General features: G+C 48.0%; 20 protein-coding genes. 9 read left to right on the forward strand and 11 right to left on the reverse strand.

The genetic code is table 11. From position 1 onward, the window contains the following. Window positions 1-117: 117 nt before the first annotated feature. The 3 genes from I2D83_RS17660 to I2D83_RS17670 all read right to left on the reverse strand — a co-directional run bounded on the left by I2D83_RS17660 (window position 118) and on the right by I2D83_RS17670 (window position 2,067). A complete protein-coding gene (locus I2D83_RS17660) occupies window positions 118-612 on the reverse strand; it encodes a GNAT family N-acetyltransferase (RefSeq protein WP_205947013.1) in 495 nt (164 codons plus the stop codon). Further along, entirely contained in the window at window positions 609-902 is a 294-nt protein-coding gene (locus tag I2D83_RS17665) for a type II toxin-antitoxin system TacA family antitoxin (protein ID WP_205947014.1), read from the reverse strand. Before I2D83_RS17665 ends, I2D83_RS17660 begins: the two co-directional genes overlap by 4 nt. 208 nt (window positions 903-1,110) lie before the next feature. Continuing rightward, the gene (locus I2D83_RS17670; RefSeq protein WP_205947015.1) at window positions 1,111-2,067 is read right to left on the reverse strand and encodes an AraC family transcriptional regulator; all 957 of its coding nucleotides are present in this window, start codon (window positions 2,065-2,067) and stop codon (window positions 1,111-1,113) included. Window positions 2,068-2,182: 115 nt separating this feature from the next. On the opposite strand from I2D83_RS17670, the gene I2D83_RS17675 reads away from it, so the two are divergent. Then, the gene (locus tag I2D83_RS17675) at window positions 2,183-3,370 is read left to right on the forward strand and encodes an MFS transporter (RefSeq protein ID WP_205947016.1); all 1,188 of its coding nucleotides are present in this window, start codon (window positions 2,183-2,185) and stop codon (window positions 3,368-3,370) included. A gap of 128 nt (window positions 3,371-3,498) precedes the next feature. Here I2D83_RS17675 and I2D83_RS17680 read toward each other — a convergent pair whose 3' ends face one another. Beyond that, window positions 3,499-3,921, reverse strand: coding sequence for a MarR family winged helix-turn-helix transcriptional regulator (locus I2D83_RS17680; protein ID WP_039283843.1), 423 nt, complete (start codon window positions 3,919-3,921; stop codon window positions 3,499-3,501). 160 nt (window positions 3,922-4,081) lie between these two features. Here I2D83_RS17680 and I2D83_RS17685 point away from each other — a divergent pair, with 160 nt between their 5' ends. Further along, window positions 4,082-5,101 carry an alpha/beta hydrolase gene (locus I2D83_RS17685; RefSeq protein WP_205947017.1) on the forward strand — a complete coding sequence of 340 codons (1,020 nt, stop codon included), beginning with the start codon at window positions 4,082-4,084 and terminating at the stop codon, window positions 5,099-5,101. A 682-nt stretch (window positions 5,102-5,783) separates the two neighbouring features. On the opposite strand, the gene I2D83_RS17690 is transcribed toward I2D83_RS17685, so the two are convergent. Both I2D83_RS17690 and I2D83_RS17695 read right to left on the reverse strand, forming a co-directional pair. After that, window positions 5,784-6,821 (reverse strand): methyltransferase, encoded by a 1,038-nt coding sequence (locus I2D83_RS17690; protein ID WP_241007238.1) that lies wholly within the window; start codon window positions 6,819-6,821, stop codon window positions 5,784-5,786. A 221-nt stretch (window positions 6,822-7,042) separates the two neighbouring features. Continuing rightward, window positions 7,043-7,642, reverse strand: a complete 600-nt coding sequence (locus tag I2D83_RS17695) for an NAD(P)H-dependent oxidoreductase (RefSeq protein WP_182099239.1) — start codon at window positions 7,640-7,642, stop codon at window positions 7,043-7,045. A 116-nt stretch (window positions 7,643-7,758) separates the two neighbouring features. On the opposite strand from I2D83_RS17695, the gene I2D83_RS17700 reads away from it, so the two are divergent. Both I2D83_RS17700 and I2D83_RS17705 read left to right on the forward strand, forming a co-directional pair. Next, window positions 7,759-8,358 carry a TetR/AcrR family transcriptional regulator gene (locus I2D83_RS17700; RefSeq protein WP_205947018.1) on the forward strand — a complete coding sequence of 200 codons (600 nt, stop codon included), beginning with the start codon at window positions 7,759-7,761 and terminating at the stop codon, window positions 8,356-8,358. A 271-nt stretch (window positions 8,359-8,629) separates the two neighbouring features. Further along, window positions 8,630-9,202, forward strand: a complete 573-nt coding sequence (locus tag I2D83_RS17705) for a hypothetical protein (protein WP_181848212.1) — start codon at window positions 8,630-8,632, stop codon at window positions 9,200-9,202. A 138-nt stretch (window positions 9,203-9,340) separates the two neighbouring features. On the opposite strand, the gene I2D83_RS17710 is transcribed toward I2D83_RS17705, so the two are convergent. Together I2D83_RS17710 and I2D83_RS17715 are read right to left on the reverse strand one after the other, a co-directional pair. Further along, window positions 9,341-10,330: a Gfo/Idh/MocA family protein gene (locus I2D83_RS17710; RefSeq protein WP_205947019.1), complete on the reverse strand. Its 990-nt coding sequence runs from the start codon at window positions 10,328-10,330 to the stop codon at window positions 9,341-9,343. Between the two features lie 79 nt (window positions 10,331-10,409). Next, window positions 10,410-11,294, reverse strand: coding sequence for a LysR substrate-binding domain-containing protein (locus I2D83_RS17715; RefSeq protein ID WP_205947020.1), 885 nt, complete (start codon window positions 11,292-11,294; stop codon window positions 10,410-10,412). Window positions 11,295-11,513: 219 nt separating this feature from the next. Between I2D83_RS17715 and I2D83_RS17720 the strand changes: the two genes are divergently transcribed. Together I2D83_RS17720 and cueP are read left to right on the forward strand one after the other, a co-directional pair. Next, a complete protein-coding gene (locus I2D83_RS17720; RefSeq protein WP_205947021.1) occupies window positions 11,514-12,278 on the forward strand; it encodes a sulfite exporter TauE/SafE family protein in 765 nt (254 codons plus the stop codon). A 221-nt stretch (window positions 12,279-12,499) separates the two neighbouring features. Beyond that, the gene (gene cueP / locus I2D83_RS17725) at window positions 12,500-13,054 is read left to right on the forward strand and encodes a copper-binding periplasmic metallochaperone CueP (RefSeq protein ID WP_180778155.1); all 555 of its coding nucleotides are present in this window, start codon (window positions 12,500-12,502) and stop codon (window positions 13,052-13,054) included. 101 nt (window positions 13,055-13,155) lie between these two features. Here cueP and I2D83_RS17730 read toward each other — a convergent pair whose 3' ends face one another. Further along, window positions 13,156-14,049 carry an ABC transporter six-transmembrane domain-containing protein gene (locus I2D83_RS17730; protein ID WP_012773523.1) on the reverse strand — a complete coding sequence of 298 codons (894 nt, stop codon included), beginning with the start codon at window positions 14,047-14,049 and terminating at the stop codon, window positions 13,156-13,158. A 92-nt stretch (window positions 14,050-14,141) separates the two neighbouring features. On the opposite strand from I2D83_RS17730, the gene I2D83_RS17735 reads away from it, so the two are divergent. Next, on the forward strand, window positions 14,142-14,714 hold the full coding sequence (locus I2D83_RS17735; protein ID WP_182101085.1) for a TetR/AcrR family transcriptional regulator: 573 nt from the start codon (window positions 14,142-14,144) through the stop codon (window positions 14,712-14,714). A 77-nt stretch (window positions 14,715-14,791) separates the two neighbouring features. On the opposite strand, the gene I2D83_RS17740 is transcribed toward I2D83_RS17735, so the two are convergent. Both I2D83_RS17740 and I2D83_RS17745 read right to left on the reverse strand, forming a co-directional pair. Continuing rightward, complete coding sequence (locus I2D83_RS17740) at window positions 14,792-15,262, reverse strand: FidL (RefSeq protein WP_181829803.1); 471 nt, start codon at window positions 15,260-15,262, stop codon at window positions 14,792-14,794. Continuing rightward, complete coding sequence (locus I2D83_RS17745) at window positions 15,249-16,058, reverse strand: winged helix-turn-helix domain-containing protein (protein WP_205947022.1); 810 nt, start codon at window positions 16,056-16,058, stop codon at window positions 15,249-15,251. The genes I2D83_RS17740 and I2D83_RS17745 overlap by 14 nt, the downstream gene beginning before the upstream one ends. A gap of 700 nt (window positions 16,059-16,758) precedes the next feature. On the opposite strand from I2D83_RS17745, the gene I2D83_RS17750 reads away from it, so the two are divergent. Next, window positions 16,759-17,307 carry a fimbrial protein gene (locus tag I2D83_RS17750; RefSeq protein WP_012773519.1) on the forward strand — a complete coding sequence of 183 codons (549 nt, stop codon included), beginning with the start codon at window positions 16,759-16,761 and terminating at the stop codon, window positions 17,305-17,307. A 261-nt stretch (window positions 17,308-17,568) separates the two neighbouring features. After that, complete coding sequence (locus I2D83_RS17755; protein WP_241007239.1) at window positions 17,569-19,953, forward strand: fimbria/pilus outer membrane usher protein; 2,385 nt, start codon at window positions 17,569-17,571, stop codon at window positions 19,951-19,953. The last annotated feature ends 27 nt before the right edge of the window (window positions 19,954-19,980 follow it).

The raw sequence follows: 19,980 nt of genomic DNA on the forward strand, positions 1-19,980 counted from the left end.
CTATTCAGAATAGTAGGTCACTTGAAGAGAACCCAGTCTGAATTGGGTTCTGATCAATATAAGTATCCCGGTTAAAAGAACCGTCCATCTCTTGATATTCACGGGCACGCATCAATTTCAAATTGATAAACTCCCCACCAAATCCCCCAACGTCACCATCAACAGCATCGGATCAATCGGTGAAGGCTCAAACCCCACGCGTAGGTAAAATTCCCGTGCTTCATCAGACAACGCATGAACCAACATCCCGCGAATGCCGATAGTATCAGCGACCTGAATCACTCTAAGCCCAGCATCACGTACCAGAGCACGGCCAACACCCTGACCATGCAATGATTTATCCACCGCCAGACGACCCAGTACCACGACCGGAATAGGATCGGGCATATTGCGACGAAAACGTCCGGGAGCGGCATTCGTTGCCACGGCACTGGAGGCCAATGAGTAATACGCCAACACTTTTGAATCATCGCAACTGACAAAAGTTCGCGATGCGCCAGTGACCTGATTTTTCATCGCCCGTTGTTTTAGCCAGTTGTCCATGGACTCCACGCCGCAACAGAATGAAGATAGTACATGTTCGGCGTGGAGTGGCTCAGGAGCGGAGATCATTTTTTCTGTTCCCACGGTGCAGACGTTTGCATGGTTTTGCGCAGCGCGGCATTCGGGGAAGGAGCCTGATCCAAGCGAGTAAGGAATTCCTGATAAGCGTCGGGATCTGCCATGATGATGCGCTGATCGATCAACGCTTCCTCTGCGGCGGCACGCGCAGCCTCAAGGACAAAATCAGTGCGATTTTTTCCTCTGGCCTTCGCTGCACGATCAATCAGATCCCGTTCTGCGGGTTTGATGCGTAAATTCAATGTTTCGCGTTTAACAGAAACGCTGTTCGTCGCTGGCATGATCTTATCCTCCGCCATACTCTCTGGATATTAATCATACAGCAATCGTAACGCTAATGTCATTACGACTTATCAGCATCATTGGGAATTGAACCGAAGGTTTTTTATCGCTAGTGCCCTATCATTCTGATCTACCTATGAAAAAATAGGTCAAATTACGGATCTTAATAACAGGCGAGAATAAAATTCATACCTCGAACATTACCCATCAAACCTCCTCAGAAACCTGACCAGTTTCCCGCAGCGTTCCCGGTGCGTGGCCTACGATACGTTTAAATGCCCGGCTGAACGCCGCCAGCGATCCGTAACCCAGACGTAGCGCCACCGTTTCAATCGGCTGATGTTCATGACGGATGTACTGGACAGCTAAGCGCATGCGCAGCTCGCTGAGATATTTTACGGGCGTGGTGCCAGTTGCGGAGAGAAAGCGCTCGGCGAAAACGGAACGGGAGGTGCCCGCCTCTTTTGCCAGTTCCGCGACGCTCCAGTTGACGCCCGGATTCTGGTGCATCGCGTAAATCGCTCGGCTCAGCCTCGGGTCACGCAATACCTGCACCCAACCTGTTGCCTTACCGCAGCCGGCTTCAACCCACCCGCGCACGATGAGCGCCGCGACAACATCGGCTAGCCGCGCCAGAATGCCAGCAAAGCCCACCTGACGTGTCATCGACTCACGCTCCATAGCGACAAGAAGCGGATGGATTTCCGGCCAGGTCGACATCAATCGACTCACCATCATGACTTCCGGCATCGCTTTGATCAGCGGCTGCATTCCACCCAGTTCAAAGTCCATACATCCGCTGAAGATGACCGTGTTCTCGGTATCTGGGCAGGGCTTGCAGTCTATCGCACAGACCGAATTACAGATCGCTTCGCTGGGAAATGCAGAGACTGGCGTGACGTCAGCCTTTTCGTCAGAGAGCAGCGCATGCGAATTCCCGTTGGGGATAAACAGCGCATCCCCGCTTTTTAGCGCAAACGTCGCACCACTCTCCATGCGCAGCAGCGCCGTTCCCTGACTGACAAAATGAAACTGCGCCTTGCCGGGCACGTAGTGGAACGCCACACCAAAGGGAGCATGGGTTTCAATTCGGCGATATGTCACCCCGGAAAGACGCATCCCGCGCAGAAGTTCGCTGATCAAATCGGGTGACTGAACGGTCATGGCAACAACTCCGGACGAATAATCAATAAGTGAAGAGTATATGTCATAGATCGTCCATGTGGAACACTCTATGCTTCGTGACGGTTGTCACATTTTTCTAACGAGAGAGCAACAGATGAATTCATGTATAGCGGCAAGTGAGGCCATCGCGCCCGCAAAACCCGCCTGGCGAGCCGTTTATTCACTGGGACTGGGGGTATTTGGCCTGATTACGGCTGAGTTTCTACCAGCCAGTTTATTAACGCCGATGGCGACCAGTTTAGGCGTCACGGAGGGAATGGCAGGCCAGGCGGTGACCGCGACGGCGCTGGTCGCGCTGGTGACCGGATTGCTCATCACATCGGCGACCAAAAGTATCGACCGCCGCTGGGTGTTGATGTTTTTCTCGGTGTTGCAAATCATCTCCAGCCTGCTGGTGGCGTTTGCTCCCAATCTGCATGTGCTGCTATTCGGGCGCTTACTGCTAGGCGTTGCCATTGGCGGGTTCTGGGCTATGTCTACCGCCACGGCGATGCGTCTTGTGCCTAAGGATAAAGTGCCTAAAGCACTCGCGGTGATCTTCTCCAGCGTGTCGATTGCCACCGTGGTTGCCGCGCCGCTTGGCAGCTATTTGGGGAGTTTGATTGGCTGGCGAAACGTCTTTATTCTCTGCATTCTGCCGAGCGTTGTGGCGCTGTTTTGGCAATTGTGGGTGTTGCCATCGATGAAGCCGGAAAGCAGCGGTAGCCTTGGAACTCTGCTTCGCGTGCTGCGCCGTCCGGGCATGATCGGCGGATTGCTGGCAACGGTGCTGATCTTTAGCGGACATTTCGCCTTCTTCACCTACCTGCGACCGTTTCTGGAAACCGTCGGGCAGGCGAGTGTCGAAAGCATTTCCCTGATTTTACTCGGCTTTGGCCTCGCCAATTTTGTCGGAACCTCGATTGCTGGGTATCTGCTGGCGCGAAACTTACGCCTGACGTTGGCGCTGGTGCCCTTTGTGATGGGCGTTCTGGCGCTGACCATGGTGGCCTTTGGACATCTGGCAATGCTGGACGGCCTGCTGGTAGCAATGTGGGGATTTGCGTTTGGTCTGGTTCCCGTGGGCTGGTCAACCTGGCTTGCGACCACCGTACCAGACGAAGCCGAAAGCGCAGGCGGTTTACTGGTAGCATCGATCCAATTTGCCATCGGCGCGGGTGCCGCAGGCGGCGGGGTGATATTTGACCTCAACGGAGTCAGCGGTGTATTTGCGGGCAGCGGAATATTACTGGTATCGGCAATGGTGATTGTGCTTGCGGGCGTACGGGTTCGCACACAATAAAACGCTATGCCACACCCAAGCACGGGTGTGGCATTTGTCACTTACCATTCTTTTGAACTATTAGCGTCATCCGATCGGCCAGACGATTCGAGAATTCCCTATAGGAAATCGAACGTCTCCTCACCCGGCTATAAATCTTCCAATAGATTTTTGGAAAGCTGTCGCAGCATATTCAGATCTTCATCGTTCATCCGCATGGAACAACGCATCTGATTCGGAAGATCGACAATCCGTTCTTTCAGCGCAAGCGCCTTGTCAGTCAGCACCACTTTCTTCATGCGCTCATCACCCGCAACCGCAACCCGGTTTAAAAACTCCTTGGCTTCCAGTTTCTGGACAAGCGGTGTCAGCGTGCCTGAATCAAACAGCGTTTTCTCACTCAGTTCTTTGAGCAGGATATTGTCCTGATCGTACAGGGACAGAAGGACGACAAACTGCGGGTAGGTCAGATCGAATTCTTTCAGCAGCGGCCGATACTGACGAATCAGTGCATTGGCGACCGAATACAAAGAGAAGCACAGCAATTCACCCAATGTACTGTTTTCTTTCATTTTAAATACTCCGTTACTCACAAGCTTAAAAAAAATTATAAATAACGTTTGACTGAAAGTAACTTGCACGCAAGTATTATATACGCAATTTAATCGTTCGATTACAAAAAGCAACCTGATTGAACCTATCAACCGCACGATTTTAAAAAGGGCCAACATCATGAAAACCGTCTCCACCATCCTGACTTCTGCCGTATTCGCTTCTATGACATCCGTCGCGGCTGCTCAGCCGATCAATGCCCCTACGCCGACCGCTGGCGTAAAGGCATTTCTTGATGTCCTGAATTCCGGTAAAGGTAAACCGATAGAACAAATGACTCCGCAGGAAGCGCGTCAGGTTCTGATCGGTGCCCAACAGGGCGTGAAACCGCCAGCCGCACAGGTATCTGAAAAAACCATCCAGGTGAACGGTCAGGCTATTAAGCTGCAAATCGTGAAACCGGAAAATACATCCGGCACGTTGCCCGTGTTCATGTTTTTCCATGGCGGCGGTTGGGTATTGGGTGATTTCCCGACCCATGAGCGTTTAATCCGCGATCTGGTCAAGGCGTCTGGTGCCGCAGCGGTGTACGTGGATTACACCTCGTCCCCTGAAGCACGCTTCCCTGTAGCCATCAATCAGGCTTATGAGGCAACGCAGTGGGTGGCCGAGCACGGTCAGGAAATTGGTGTGGACGGTAGTCGTCTGGCGCTGGTCGGCAACAGCGTCGGCGGTAACATGGTCGCGTCTGTTGCTCTACAGGCTAAACAGTTCGGCGGACCGAAAATTCGTTATAACGTCATGCTGTGGCCAGTAACGGATGCGAACTTCGATAACGCGTCCTATAACCAGTACGAAAAGGGCTATTTCCTGACGAAAAATATGATGAAGTGGTTCTGGGATAACTACACGACCCGTGCGGCAGACCGTAACAACATTCTAGCCTCCCCACTGCGTGCCAGTACTGAACAGTTAAAAGGCTTTCCGCAAACATTGATTCAGACGGCAGAACTGGACGTACTGCGCGATGAAGGCGAAGCGTTCGGACGTAAGCTGGATGCGGCCGGTGTACCCGTAACCGTGACTCGCTATAACGGCATGATCCATGACTACGGCCTGCTGAATCCACTGAGCGAGGAGCCGACCGTCATCACCGCGCTGGAGCAGGCAGGTGCAGAGTTGCAGAAACACCTGAAATAACGGCTTGATATATCAACGGTTCCAAATGATAAAAGCCCTGACTATATTAGCCAGGGCTTTTAAGGTACTGCAGATTTAAGATTTAACATTCATTGGCTTAATAACATTTTACTACTATTGGTACTGCTTCAAATGTACACGTTTATAACAGATAATATTGGGTACTAAAATGAGCTAAACCTCCCTATATTTACTGATTTAAACAGTCTGCCAACCTTATCGCCATTCAAAGATATGGCAGGTTAACAAGTACATCCCCATCGCGATATAGACTCTTTGATGCGTGGCCTTACTCCCGTTGCGATATCTTTCACTCACTAAACCAACACCTAATCGCAACCAATAAAAACAAAATCATGGCCTTACATCATCGCGCTTTCACCCCATTTTTGCGATTGTCGGTACTGACTACGTGGCTTTAAAGCATCATCGAGTGAGAGTATGAATTTTTCTCAACATCGACTCCCCATACAAAAATATTGCGTGACCTGTATCGCAAAATACCTATTAAAGAACATATTCGATGTCTTTAATATCACAGCAGGCTGAAACTTTATTGCTGTAATTCCAATCTACGGATTTTAAAAACGGTGTCAATACTGTTTTTAATAACATGGCTTTAATAACAGTAATCATTAGAAAACGATGAGAAAAACATAGAAAAATAGAGCACTTGCAATATTCACCTCTGCGACACCGCGTTTAATTTAATCTCAACGACCGTATGGCCAGTGGTTATTTTCTTTGTACCAACGATGATTAATCCACTTAACGTCAGAATATCTTCCATATCTCTCAACGTTCTGTATCGCGTGCCATCCTGGCAGATGACGGATTGAAAAAGCGCATTCATCAATAACCTTGGTGAGGTTTCCTCATGCTCTAGCAAAGGTTCGATAATTAATAGCGTTGAGTGCCCAATTGATTGCGCGATGGATTTTAATATTTTCAGGCAGAATTCGTCGTTCCAGTTATGCAATATGTTTTTAAGCAGATAAATATTATAACCAGAAGGAATAGCCTCAAAGAAACTGCCGGGAGTGAAAACCATTCTTTCTTTCAATTCAGGATAGTACTGTGCGACACGCTTTTCACTTCTGGTACAGACACCGGTCATGTCGAAAAGACAACCCGTTAAATGATGATACTGCTTTATAAGCTCAGTCAGAATAACGCCGCTACCGCCGCCAATATCAACAACGCTGCCAGCCGTTTTAAAAAGCGACGCATATTCTTTAGCCAGCACATATCCAACCGGGCGCGATAAATCCCGCATAGCGAGATCGTAAATGTCTGCTCGCGATGCAGAGTTTGCCAAGTGCTCATATAATGTCAGCCCAAAGACCTGCTTAAAGCCCGATTCCCCCGTACGACTCGTATGCAATAGCCCATCAAACCCCTGATAGTATTCATTGCCGAACAGCATACAGAAATGCTTCATTGAGCTTGCGTGCTCAGACATCAGCAGCGCAGAACGTGCATTATTTTTAATAATACTTTCATCTTTCACGTCAAAAAAGCCAAAGACCTCAAGCACCTTGATAATATCAAAAATGTTCTCTTCACTCGCCTGACATTCCTTTGCTAATTCAGCGATGGTTGTCCCCTGCTCCCCTATTTTATCTGCTATCCCTATTTCCGCTGCAACGCATAATGCTTTTGCGGCCAAAGGCATCATCATGATTTCTGAAATACTTTTAATATGCTCAGCGGAATTCATATATCTCCCTTTATTCTCTGATTTCATAGCGAGGATGGGTTTACGATCTAGCTCGTCATTGATGACGATACGCAAAGTATGCGGAAATGAGGCTAAAAAAATATCATCCGTTTGGCCGAACGGTAATCAGCCATCTACCGTCCGGCCAGAATAAATAAGAGAGTAAAGCGGTATGCTTAAAAGATATTATGGCTTTAAAAATAGGATTGATTATCGATGGTTTAAAATAACGATGTCTGGAAAATGCGGCCACCAATATGGCGCGCGGCATCAATGCACGCCTCTGGCGTTCCCAACTCCGGCATCAGTAGCATTTCAGACGTCAATACTGAAGCGCCGCAGTAGTCAAAAATCCCGTGATCGATCTGTGCATGAAAGGCGTCAGAATAGCCACGTTTTTCAAATGTTCTCTGGTTGGCAGCGCCCAGCGCTACAAGGTGCACCGGTAAATGCCCCAGTTTCTTTATTACCTGTCCATCAGCCGTTTCTTCATACGCCCAGCCGTTTGAAAACACGCGGTCGATCCACCCTTTCAACAGCCCTGGCATGGACCACCAATAAATCGGGAATACCAGTACCAACGCATCCGCGCGATCAATACGGGACTGCTCTGCAACGACATCAGGCGGCGTTGCTCCGGTACGCTGAAAAGCCGCCATATCGGATGCAGAAAACACCGGGTTAAAGCCTTCCTGCGTCAGATCCGCAATTTCGACCGTATTTTCCGGGTTCGACTCAGCGATCCCTTGCGCGATAGCGCCAGCAACACTGTGGGTTAGCGAGGTATGAACAGGATGAGAAACGACAAGTAATGCATGCATTCCGGGTACTCCCTATTGCTATAGAACGACGTCAGTTATACTCTTATATACTAACAGTAACCTACCATTGGTAGGTTACTTTTGGTATATAAGGATGTCAACAGGATAATTCGGCAATGCCCACATCACAGACCCGACAGCGTTTATCGAGAGAAGCGCGCCATGTACAACTGATCAAAGCCGCCTGGCAGATTATTCGAGAGGAAGGTACGGAAGCGCTGACGCTCGGGCATCTGGCGGAACAGGCTGGCGTAACGAAGCCAGTAGTTTACGATCACTTTACTAACCGTTCGGGGCTGTTAGCTGCACTTTATAAGGAATATGACGCTCGCCAGACGGCGATTATGGATGACATTATCCGCAAGACGGAGCCCATGCTTGATAAGCTGGCCGCCGTCATTGCCACTTCGTACATTGATTGCGTACTGCTTCAGGGCCGTGAAATGCCCAACGTCATGGCGGCGCTTACCGGAACCCCCGAGCTTGAACAAGTCAGGCAGGAATACGATGCCATCTTCACGGATAAATGCCGCGATCTCTTTGCCCCATTCTGTGCGGGTAAACCGCTTCATGATGCCGCATTACGCGCGATGCTTGGTTCCGCCGAAGGATTATCTTATGCCGCGGTGAAAGGGATTATTACGGAGCAGCAGGCTAAAGATGAACTGTTCCACGTGATTATTTCTATGGTGCAACGGTGTAGCGCGGGACAATAAAACTCCCGTCTCCTATTAGGGATAGGCGTGAAGGGTCAGCACGCCATCCTGACCATTTTACCAACCTGTTCTCAGAATGATTCAATAACGTCTGTTGTATTTAACACCTGCCAATCCCCCTCAGCTATTTTCCCTAGTCCATTTCATAATTTACAAACCAACTTATCAGTTCTATGTTTTCTAAGCAGGTCATTGTTATTTTCAATTTCGTAGCACGAATATGATTTTATATTCCAACCATTACATACTTCAATATATAAGGAATACTCATATGCCTAATACTGATGATGCCCTAATAAATGCGATCTTAGCCAATAATAAACTGATGGCAATCAATGATTGTCCGGGTGTTCCTGCTCAAATGAGTCGTGCTGTTTATGGAAAGACACAGGATGATTCAGGCAGTGGAACTGTGATTGAAAATAACAAAGATATGCAGAAAAATATCAATATCGCCATCGGGTTCCCTGGAGCCAATTCAGAGACCGCCGTGTGGCATTTCCTTATGGGGCCGACTGTGCACCACTTTGTCGTCATTCCCTGGTATCAACACACAATACCGCAAGGGTGGGTTTATACCGTTTTTATGGCGTATGAGAATGAATACTCAGTTGAAAAATATGTAAAACATACCGCACCAGCACCTTCGGCCGCTAAGGGTTACAAAAAAATATGGACCACAAATGATCTAAGCAAAATGTTTTCAGATCTGCTGACGAGCGATACCGCGTGGCAAGAATATTTTGGTCCAGCTGGCAAGCCTACAGCAAAAACAATAAAATACTGGAAATACAAGGTAATTCCTTTAAATACCGCAATCAATAATGTAAATAATTATAGATAGAAAAAATCCAAATATTTTAGTAATAATCACAGCGATTATCGCCAGTATCGTACTGGCGATAATATTTTAATTAATAAGCTAAAAAATAAAACCCAACGGTTAGAACAAGTTTTGAAGAAACAATGGAGAGGACGTCCATCAAGCTTGATTTTCTGTAGGGAAAACAATTCCCCACTGGCGTCTGAGTTCATCCATTGATGCCATAATGGATAGCGTCTCACTCAGAGGCATAATATTACTCTCTGTTTTATTTTCTCTCAGGCACGACATGACTTCTGCGGCTTCGTAATTATATCCATTTCCTTCAAGCGGGATCGTTATCGTCACCGGCTCTTCACCAATGACGAAGAGCGTAGCAGATGTCGCCTTAGCGAAATCAGGGATTACAATTGATCCTTTGTTGCCAATAATTCTGGCTTCTTTCACTGTTGGCGTATTTATCGAACAGGATAACACGGCAAGCTGGCCGCTTTCATATTGAAATGTCATTGCAGAAAGCTCATCCACGCCGGTCTCATATAAACTGGCAACACCTTTAATACAAACTGGTTCTTTTTTTAATACCCAGGATGCGAATGATATGGGATAAATGCCCACATCCATTAATGCCCCTCCGGCACGATGCAAACTGATTTTTCGCTCTTCCGGCTCGCCTTCCCGTCTAAAACCAAAATCAGCGGTCACCATTCGAATAGGGCCAATCAAGTCTGCATCAATCCACTCTTGTACTTTCTGCATAATGGGGAAAAAACGGCTCCACATTCCTTCCATCAGGAAAACATTTTTCTCCCTGGCAACGCGAATAACCTCCTGTGTTTCCTTAACATTCAGAGTAAAAGGCTTTTCACACAGAACCGGTTTATTATGATTTAAACACAGTAAAATATTATCTTTATGCGCACTATTAGGTGTCGCGATATAGACAACATCCACCTCGCTATCTCTAACCATTTCCTCATAGCTACCGTAATATTTCTGCGCTTCATAATTTTGACCAAACTGGATAGCACTTGCTATAGAACGTGAGGCGACAGCATAAAGCTCTGCATCTTCTAAACTTTGCAACCCTTTCGCAAAATTTTTCGCGATAGTCCCGGTACCCATAATTGCCCATTTAATTTTTTTCATATTTTCACTCTTAAAAAATCAGGAAACGTGGCTTTTATATTTCACAAAGACAAAAAGGCGTCATAAATACAGTACGACATCACATCTGGCGAACCAGATCCACAAAGTTACGAACGCGCGGCGAGTTATCCGATTCTCGCGTGACCAGCGCCATACGAAGCTGAGCACTAGCATCAGACAGAGGGATAAAACACACACCTTTCGGCTGCAACTGATCCATCGGCTGCGGCAGTATCGCCACCCCCATTCCAGCGGCAACCAGGCCAATTTGAGTCATCGCTTCCCGTGCTTCCTGCGTAACATTAGGGATAAAACCCGCCTGTTCACAGCACATCGTCACGTAGTCAGAAACGCTGGCACCAGCCTTCGCCGGGTAGCCAATAAAAGGCTCATCGCGAACCTCAACGATCCCCACGTCGGTACGCCCCGCCAGCGGATGATCGTCAGGCAGGACAAGGCACAGACGGTCGTTGCGAATCCAGCGCAACGTCAACCCATCAGGTGCACGTGGCCCGTTAAAACGCACACAGCCGATATCCAACTCACCAGCTAATAGCGCGGTAAACTGGAGGTGAGTGAACATTTCTTTCAGCGTAAGTCGCACTTCAGGGTATTTTGCCCTGAACGTTCTCAGCGGCGTTCTTAACTCCTCCACCAGCAGGCCTGTGGACGTAAAACTGATTTTTAACTCCCCTGCTTCTCCGCGTGAAATTCGCTGTAATTCACTGGCAACACCTTCACTACTTTCCAGAATCTCACGGGCGCGAATCAGAAAGTGCTGACCGGCCTCTGTCAAACGCACGCTACGTCGGGTTCGCTCGAACAACAAGACACCTAATTCTGCTTCAAGCGATTGGATTTGCTGCGAAAGTGGAGGTTGACCGATATTTAGACGCACCGCAGCACGCGTAAAATGCAATTCCTCGGCGACCGCGATGAAATAACGAAGGTGACGGAACTCCATTTATATCCTCAAATGAATCAATACATCACTAAATATATATTAGACACATATTTCAGTCCAAATTAAGATGACTCCCGCTGTGGGCATCGCCCACATACACCGAGGCTGGCATCAGCGATACCTTGCCTGGCGGTGTTCACGTTTGCCACATTATTCATCGCGTCTTACGCCGTGTGTTCTATTCCCCCAAGGCTGTTACCACTCAACAAAGGATTTATCATGGCGTCTGAGCTACTTATCCTCATTCCAATCGCCTTCATTGCAGGTGCGATTAATGCCGCCGTTGGCGGCGGTGGACTGATCAGTATGCCGATGTTTTACAGCACGCTTCCTCATTTCACGCCGGCCCAAATTATGGGGATCGATAAATTCTCTTCCGTCATGGGACATTTAATGTCCGTTCGGCAGTTTGCAACTCGATTACGCTTACCATGGCGGCTCATGCTGCCAACAGCCCTTGCGGCCATCACCGGTGCTTACATCGGAATCCGCATGCTGGATTTCATGCCGTCTTCCTGGATGCGCCCGGTTATTATCGTTGTACTGGCGATCATGGTGGCTTACACATGGTTTCGCCCCAGTTTTGGTAGCCAGGATACCAGTCAGGAGCCGACACAAAATGACCTCATCAAGGGCGCGGTTCTCGGGCTTGTGATTGGATTTTACGACGGCTTTATTGGGCCGGGCACGGGCAGCTTTTTACTCTTCCTTTTCATTCGCTTTTTCCATTTTGATTTTCTGCGTGCAACGGCCTGCGCTAAGGTCGTCAATTTCGGCACCAATTCCGCGACGCTCCTTTTCCTGATTCCAGCGGGGCTGATTAATTATGGGCTCGCATTCCCACTCGGCATCGCAGCCATTTGCGGTTCAATTGTAGGGACACAGTTAGCGTTAAAAGGAGGGAATTATTGTATTCGTCGTCTGTTCCTGATATTAGCAGTGACGCTACTGATTAAACTGATCTGGGAAACGCTACAGCATTAACACGCCTTTACTCGTCGGGTCGGTGAAAAACCCGAACCGTATCAATAATGGTGCTGATATCACCGCCATTTAGCGTGGTTTAAAATTGACCAAAATCAATAAAAACACTGTAAATACATTAATTTACCTTTCTATACACCCCACCTTTTGACCTTCCCGTAGGGGGAAGGTGTAACGTCATAGCCAGTGATTCCAGATGATGACTCTATTGAGGGGAAATAATGATGAAGATAAAGATGATGGCAGCGCTACTCGCACTGACATTGAGTGGCTCAGGTTTTGCCGCGTCGACTGACGCCAACGCATTCCTGGCTAAACAAGGGCTGGCAGGGAAAACGGTCGAGCAGATTGTCGATACGATCGATCAATCGCCGCAGGCAAGACCGTTACCCTACAGCGCGTCGATTACCAGCCAGGAACTGAAATTATCTGATGGACAGCAGCAGCATAGCTATCCGCTGGGAAATAAATTCTATCTCTCGTTTGCACCTTATATTCAGCAAACCCACCCCTGCTTTAACCACAGTTTATCCGGGTGCCAGGGTGAGCTCGCCAATACGGCGTTTGATGTAAAAATCACGGATAAAGCCGGTAACGTCATCGTGCAAAAAACCATGAGCAGCCATCAGAATGGTTTTGTCGGCGTCTGGTTACCACGCAATATTGAAGGAACCATCAATGTTACCTATCAGGGACGCGTAGCAAGCTCACCGTTTGCAACCTATGACGACAGCCAGACTTGCATGACGACACTGCCACTGAAAGAACGGGCGTAAATAGAAAACGGTGTAAACACTCATCAAAAAACCCCAGCCACACGCTGGGGTTTTGACTTAAAGGGAAAACAGACGAATTATCGCCTATACGCCCCGTTTTCTTACACCGCGCCCGTGTCTACACGCTTACCGATGTCTTTTAGCTGCGAGTATTTTTCTAGCAGGCCGGGTGCGTCGTCCAGACTCATAGCAAACATCCACATGTAGGTCATCACCGAATAGATATGCCCGGCATTGGTCCCACCGTTGAGTGTCATGTACACAATTGTCAGTGAAAACAGTACGGCGGCGGCGGCACCGATAGCCAAATAACCCAGCGCCTCACGATCTGACAGGCGAATACGCAACCCGGCCAGAACATGGTAATGCTTGGTTAGCGAAGCCTCAGTCGCGCTACTAACAAAGCCCACTTCTTTTTCCAGACGGTTATTTAACTTGCCAAACAAGACTTCATTTTTGCGGGTGTAACCCGGCAGGAATAAAGTAAAAAACAGCAGGATAGCGACGCAGGCAACGCCCGCCCAGAATTCAATGACCAGCAGCATCACAGCTGCGCCAGTGATCGACGCCAGCGACGTAATCAGCACCGGTAGGTGAATTTCAAAAAAGTCCACGAACTCGCGTGAGAGCGCCACCCGTGCTGCAATGGTCGAATGGCTATGGTTTTCTTTTCTCTGCGCCAGAATAACCGGCACGGCCAGCGCAGCATAAATGCGTGCGAACGTGCGGGTATCCACACTGCGTCGTGCGGCACCAATTGCCCACATAATAAACACCATCAGTGCATACAGCACTGCGTGCCAGGCCTGAGCATTCAGAATCGCGTTAATGGCGAAGCCCGCCATCAGGGGATAAAGCAGATAAGTGACATTCTCCGCCACCACCAAAAGCAGGGTGAGAATCAGTTTTTTGCCATGCCGCTTTCCAAGTTTTTTAAGGGTGACAGCGGCACTATGCGAAACCTTGACCGGTTCGCTGATATTATGGGTTTGCATGAGAATAGCATCTGACAGAGTTATACTTGAGCGGTTGCTCAAGAGTAAAAATTGTATTTGAGCACTTGCTCAAAGTCAACGCGGGGACGGTAATGAAAGAGACAACGAAAGCGCTCAAAGACAAAATCCTTGATGGCGCAATCGAGCTATTTATTGAGAAAGGCATAGAGAAAGTGACGACGCGTGAACTGGCGGAACACGTTGGTATTTCACGCAGTCATATTTATCACTACTTTCCTGACTGGCAGACGCTGTCGATTGAGGCGCTAACGGCATTCATGCTGGCGGATTTGGCAGACGTCGCGGCGGACATCGCCACATTGCCGCCAAAAGAGAAACTGCATGAGCTGGTGAAAAATTACCTGCCGGATACCACTGACGTCATCTGGAATCTGTATGGATCGCTATGGCAGCTGGCCGTTCACAACACCGCTTACGCTGAACTCGCCCACGTCATGACAGAGAAATGGTCTGCCTTACTGGAAGAGATTATTGCATCAGGCGTCGCGTCCGGTGCCTTTAAAAATGCCGATATTCAGCGCGTTTCTCGCCAGTTGGATGCGCTGTTAAACGGCTACTCTGATCATCTGATTATTAATCCATCCCCGGCCGATTTTCAGCAGGCAATTGAAGATATTGATGATTTCATACAACGCGTGTTGTGAAGCACGTGAACAGCACGCCCAAAATGGCGATGACATCCAAAACAGCGATTAATGTGTACACGCCACGTCAATACACATTAGTCACGGGTGTTACATGCCATTTTTGATTGGACGGTGCTAATCAAGTAGGAATACTTCGTTAACATCTCAAACTGGATGACATCATTTTCAGCCAGAATAGGGATTGCCTCATCGGGAGCGTTATCATTACCGTTTTTATTCATCGCGATATTGTTAACCACCAGACGATTCCCTTCCCAAACAGAATCAAAGCTGAACGTACGCCGAATCGTCAGCGGCACACCATCCTCGCCGATGTAAAAACCGTTGACTAGAACCAGCGCTCTATTTTGATTATTTAAATAAAAATAGACGTCATATTCCTTTCTGATGTTCTGATCTTCAGTGTAGAGTTTTACTTCCCCCTGACATATCAGTGGCTTTCGGTATAAATTGCTTTTTAAATAAAAAAAGGTCCCCAGAGAAAATGAAATAAAAAGCACTAATGTGGTGCAAAAAATTTTCTTTCTGACTTTAATTATTAACATAAGTTACACATCTACTCCCGTTCTTCTTACAGGAAATAACGATTTCACTTTTCTTATCCAGCATTCCAGAGATAACAATTTTTTTCGACAGGAAGAACAATGTGTTCTCTGAACATAAATTTTCATAGTCGGTAGGAAGTGGATAACCCACGCTGTCATATAAATAGAAAAGATCGCATTTCCCGCTCATCTTCACATCAACAAGGTGTCGATACGGGAAACGGTTTGCGTTATCTAACGCGAACAGAATAACCCCTACTATCACTATCCAGATGAGAAGGCACCGGGTGTATTGCTGTGTTTTTATGGGCTCAGATATGGCGTGGTGTTTTATGGAGAACGGCTTTTTTTCTTTATAAACATCCTCTTCCACTTTCTCTTCTATGTTCTCTTCTATGTTCTCTTCTACGTTCTCTTCTACCGCCTGATGTGATATTTCTTTCTCTCCTCCTCCCCTATCCGCCTCCGGATAGGAAACAACGCTTTCAACATTAAAAACAATACCCAACTTGGGGATAGTCACTATCGAATCCGCCAGGTCAAATTCGCGTAATACCTTCCTTAACAGAGATAAATAGTTGTTTAGATTATTAATAGAGGGGGAAAGCGCATGCTTTTCCAACGCCTCTTTTAACAAAAAATCTCGGCTTAACGTTACCCCCTGATTATCAATTAGCAAACTAAGCAATCGAGAAATAGGAAAGCTCAAAGAAATTGCTTCATTTTCACGTTCTATCCATGTCAGTGTCCCCTCTCCCTCATTGAAAATGATTAAATCATTAATCAAATAAACCATACGTCCTTTTTCCATCAAGATTAAGAAGCGTTATTCGTTTGTTATAATCCACCCGGCACATACATTATTCACGATAATAAAACCTATGGAATAATCTTAAAATCACTGCACTACAGTAAAAAAATCATCTATAAGAGAAAAATCAATTATATAGTGCCTTACGGACTCGTAATCAGGCAAGGATAAAAAACTTACCTATTTGTTGTCAAAGATTATTTAACTTTCACTTAAGCCTCATACAAACAAAAAGACATTTCATTATTTTTATAAACCCATCGATATTCAACACCATTCCACATCAAAAACAGCGAATGAAAAATAACACATTGAATTAAAATAAATTATCTCAATAGTTATATTTATAGTGCCTTATTCCCCATAGGGGCATAAAAATCAAACAACAGAATAAAAACCTAAATAAACATAAATTTAAAACATTTAATCTAAATAAAACTAATCAATTCAATATATTTGACCAAAAAACTCTCCAACACTACGATCCATCTAGTTTCAGTGTCATCGATTGGGGAAGCGGATCAATATATTCAGTCCGTGCAAGGCGATAAGCCGTCACCCGTCAGAAAAGGCATTGTAAAGGTATTACAAAAGAAATGGCACTACTCATTATGCATGAATGCGTTCGCATTCATGAGAGTAGCGCGCATGTTTTAAATAATGTAACCAATAGAGAGAGCGTAATATGAAACTATCAAAGATCACCCTGGCATCCCTCATCTCCGTGATATTCTCTGTCGGCGCACACGCCGCGGATTCACATAATGGAACGGTGACGTTTAAAGGGAAAATTATTGATACTCCTTGCTCAGTATCTCAGGAAGATTTGCACCAAACGATCGAGTTTGGCGAAATCAGCAAAACCGTGTTGGAAAACGGCGGCACGTCAGAAATTAAACCGTTTGATATCACATTAAAAGATTGCAGTCTGGATACCGCCACCAGCGCCAAAATTGTTTTCTCCGGCGGCGCAGCATCCGGCACCAATAATGAAATGCTGGCATTAAACGGCAGCGCAACTGGTGCAGGTATTGCCGTAGAACGCGTCGGCGAAAAAATTAAATTCGACGGAACCACGCCAGCTGTTCCTGCTACGCCATTGGCAAACGGGGATAATGTTTTCTCCTTCACATCCTATGTCGCCAAACTCCCAACCCCACAGGAAGGTGAGTCACCAACAATCACCACAGGTGCTTTCTCCAGCACAGCTAATTTTGTTGTGTCTTATCAATAAAATATTGATGCGCTAACCATCCATTGCGCTAGCAGCAGGGTATAGGCAATCAAATGGGGAGGCCACCTCCCCTAATACATTCTTTATTCCACACGTGGTTTTACGTACATGGATATCTACAACGCTGCATCTGTTCAAGCACATATTCCTATGGCAATGAAGAATCTTACGTTCAAAGAAAAAATAAAATCAGCCTTATTTCGCTACGGTTTTTTTATTTTTTCTTTGAATACAACAGCGCTCAGTGCAACGGAATTTAACGTGAACGTACTGGATGTCGATGAGCGTAGTGACATTGATCTTAGCCATTTTTCCGATCCTGAATACGTCACGCCCGGCACCTATCTTTTATCAATAAAAGTGAATGCGCGTGAAATACAGCAGGAGATGATTAGCTACCTGCCGGAAGGCAACCATCAGGCTCGGCCAACAGCCTGCCTCTCGCCTGAACTCGTTGATAAGCTGGCGCTGAAGAAAGAAGCACGCGACAAGGTCGAGCGATGGAATAACGGCGAGTGTGTCGATCTGACGCCCATTGCCGGCGTGAAAGTGTCTAACCAGATAGGTATGGGAACGCTGAATATTACGATCCCTCAGGCCTGGCTGGCGTACAGCGATAGCAACTGGATTCCGCCCGAACAGTGGGATCACGGTATCGGCGGGGCGCTGCTGGACTATAACCTCGTGGGTAACGTACGTCGTGATACCCATGGCAGAGGCACATCACACTATCTCAGCAGCTACGGCACTGCCGGGTTTAATCAGGGAGCCTGGCGCTACCGTGCCGATTACCGCTATTTTCTGCAAAAATCGCTCAACGGAAATCGCGATCGTTTCTCGTGGGATCAGTTTTACGCCTATCGCCCGCTTCCTACGCTTTCAGCCGATCTCAAGCTGGGTGAAATGTATTTCAGCAGCAACCTGTTCGATAGCTATCGCTTTACCGGCGTGTCATTAGCCAATAACGACAACATGCTCCCACCTTCGTTGCGCGGCTACGCCCCCGAAATTCGCGGCGTCGCTAAATCAAACGCTACGGTGACCGTCACGCAAAATGGCCGACTGATCTATGAAACCACCGTGCCAGCTGGCCCCTTTGCGATTCAGGATCTGAAGAACGGCGTCAGCGGCACGCTGGATGTCCGCGTGACGGAAGAAGACGGCACGGTGACGACGTTCCAGACTGAATCGGCCAACCTGCCTTACCTGACACGGCCGGGACACGTGCAGTATAAACTCGCAGCCGGTAAACCCTCGAACACCAACCATCGCCTGCAAGGCCCTGCCTTTTCTGCCGCCGAGGCCTCATGGGGGTTATCTAACGCGTGGTCGGTGTACGGGGGCAGTATTTTGTCCGATGGCTACCAGTCCTGGTCGGCAGGCATTGGGAAAAACCTCTACCTGCTGGGCGCGCTGTCCGCTGACGTCACGCAGTCACGCGCAACGCTCCCAGCGACGTCGTCGCAAATGGGCCATGCGTTCTCACTCAACTGGTCTAAATACTTCAACTCGATCGATAGCCAGATCAGTTTCGCGGGCTACCGCTTTTCAGAAAAAACCTACATGAGCATGGCGCAGTACCTCTACGCACTGAATCTGGATAACCGCTATCGCAATGAAAAAGAGCGCTACACCATTACGCTTTCCAAAAATTTCGCGACGCGCGAGTCATCCTCATGGCTGAGCGGGCTATCGACCTATGTCACCTATACGCGCCAAACCTACTGGAATGAAGCCGAACAGGATCGTTACGGGGTTTCGCTGAACAAATACTTTGATATCGGCGCCTTTAAAGGGATTGCTGCAAATTTCGCGGCCTATCGCACCGAATTCAACCGCCGTACCGATGACAGCCTGTACCTGAGTTTTTCCATTCCGCTCGGGGAGCGGGATCGTCTGAGCTACAGCATGGGGCGCTATAACGACAGCAGCAATCAGACGCTGACCTATTCCAATAACGCCGATCCGCGCCGAACCTGGAACCTGAGCACACGGTACGACAGCAAAGAGCATACCTACCTGAGCGGCAACTATACCCATCTGGCACCGATGACCGATGCCACCGTGGGCGTAGCCTGGCAGCAGGATCGCTATACCTACCTGAACGGCTCGCTGCGCGGTGGGATTACCGCCACCCGCCACGGCGTTGCGGCACACCCGAAAGGCAATCAGGGGGGCACCCGCATCATGGTCGATACGGAGCAAGCGGGCGTGCAGTTCAGCGGCAGCCAGGTCGAAACCAACCGCTATGGTCTGGCCGTGATTGCCGGGACCAGCAGCTACTACGACGTGTCGACCCGCATTGATTTACAGAAATTACCGTCAACCATCGAAGCGATAACGACGGTCGTTCAGGGCACGCTGACCGAAGGAGCAATCGGCTATCGCAAATTCGACGTAGTGAGCGGAGCAAAAGTCATGGCACACGTCGCACTGGCCGATGGCACCTATCCCCCTTTCGCCGCTCAGGTCAAAAACAAGAAAGGCCGCGATATCGCCATGATCACCAACGGCGGGCAAGCCTATATCACGGGCGTCTCGCCTGATGAAACGCTGTCCGTCATCTGGGAGGGAAGAACACAGTGTTCCATCACCCTGCCCGCGACCTTAAATCACCTTGATGTGCTGCTGCTTCCCTGTAAATAAGCGGCGCGAAGAAATAGAAAAGTTTGG

Source organism: Pectobacterium aroidearum (assembly GCF_015689195.1).
GTDB lineage: Bacteria > Pseudomonadota > Gammaproteobacteria > Enterobacterales > Enterobacteriaceae > Pectobacterium > Pectobacterium aroidearum.

Excerpts from the sequence above, each read along its gene's own strand:
- I2D83_RS17660 (WP_205947013.1), bottom strand. The coding sequence starts at position 612 with ATGATCTCCGCTCCTGAGCCACTCCACGCCGAACATGTACTATCTTCA.
- I2D83_RS17665 (WP_205947014.1), bottom strand. The coding sequence starts at position 902 with ATGCCAGCGACGAACAGCGTTTCTGTTAAACGCGAAACATTGAATTTA.
- I2D83_RS17670 (WP_205947015.1), bottom strand. The coding sequence starts at position 2,067 with ATGACCGTTCAGTCACCCGATTTGATCAGCGAACTTCTGCGCGGGATG.
- I2D83_RS17675 (WP_205947016.1), top strand. The coding sequence starts at position 2,183 with ATGAATTCATGTATAGCGGCAAGTGAGGCCATCGCGCCCGCAAAACCC.
- I2D83_RS17680 (WP_039283843.1), bottom strand. The coding sequence starts at position 3,921 with ATGAAAGAAAACAGTACATTGGGTGAATTGCTGTGCTTCTCTTTGTAT.
- I2D83_RS17685 (WP_205947017.1), top strand. The coding sequence starts at position 4,082 with ATGAAAACCGTCTCCACCATCCTGACTTCTGCCGTATTCGCTTCTATG.
- I2D83_RS17690 (WP_241007238.1), bottom strand. The coding sequence starts at position 6,821 with ATGAATTCCGCTGAGCATATTAAAAGTATTTCAGAAATCATGATGATG.
- I2D83_RS17695 (WP_182099239.1), bottom strand. The coding sequence starts at position 7,642 with ATGCATGCATTACTTGTCGTTTCTCATCCTGTTCATACCTCGCTAACC.
- I2D83_RS17700 (WP_205947018.1), top strand. The coding sequence starts at position 7,759 with ATGCCCACATCACAGACCCGACAGCGTTTATCGAGAGAAGCGCGCCAT.
- I2D83_RS17705 (WP_181848212.1), top strand. The coding sequence starts at position 8,630 with ATGCCTAATACTGATGATGCCCTAATAAATGCGATCTTAGCCAATAAT.
- I2D83_RS17710 (WP_205947019.1), bottom strand. The coding sequence starts at position 10,330 with ATGAAAAAAATTAAATGGGCAATTATGGGTACCGGGACTATCGCGAAA.
- I2D83_RS17715 (WP_205947020.1), bottom strand. The coding sequence starts at position 11,294 with ATGGAGTTCCGTCACCTTCGTTATTTCATCGCGGTCGCCGAGGAATTG.
- I2D83_RS17720 (WP_205947021.1), top strand. The coding sequence starts at position 11,514 with ATGGCGTCTGAGCTACTTATCCTCATTCCAATCGCCTTCATTGCAGGT.
- cueP (WP_180778155.1), top strand. The coding sequence starts at position 12,500 with ATGATGAAGATAAAGATGATGGCAGCGCTACTCGCACTGACATTGAGT.
- I2D83_RS17730 (WP_012773523.1), bottom strand. The coding sequence starts at position 14,049 with ATGCAAACCCATAATATCAGCGAACCGGTCAAGGTTTCGCATAGTGCC.
- I2D83_RS17735 (WP_182101085.1), top strand. The coding sequence starts at position 14,142 with ATGAAAGAGACAACGAAAGCGCTCAAAGACAAAATCCTTGATGGCGCA.
- I2D83_RS17740 (WP_181829803.1), bottom strand. The coding sequence starts at position 15,262 with ATGTTAATAATTAAAGTCAGAAAGAAAATTTTTTGCACCACATTAGTG.
- I2D83_RS17745 (WP_205947022.1), bottom strand. The coding sequence starts at position 16,058 with ATGGTTTATTTGATTAATGATTTAATCATTTTCAATGAGGGAGAGGGG.
- I2D83_RS17750 (WP_012773519.1), top strand. The coding sequence starts at position 16,759 with ATGAAACTATCAAAGATCACCCTGGCATCCCTCATCTCCGTGATATTC.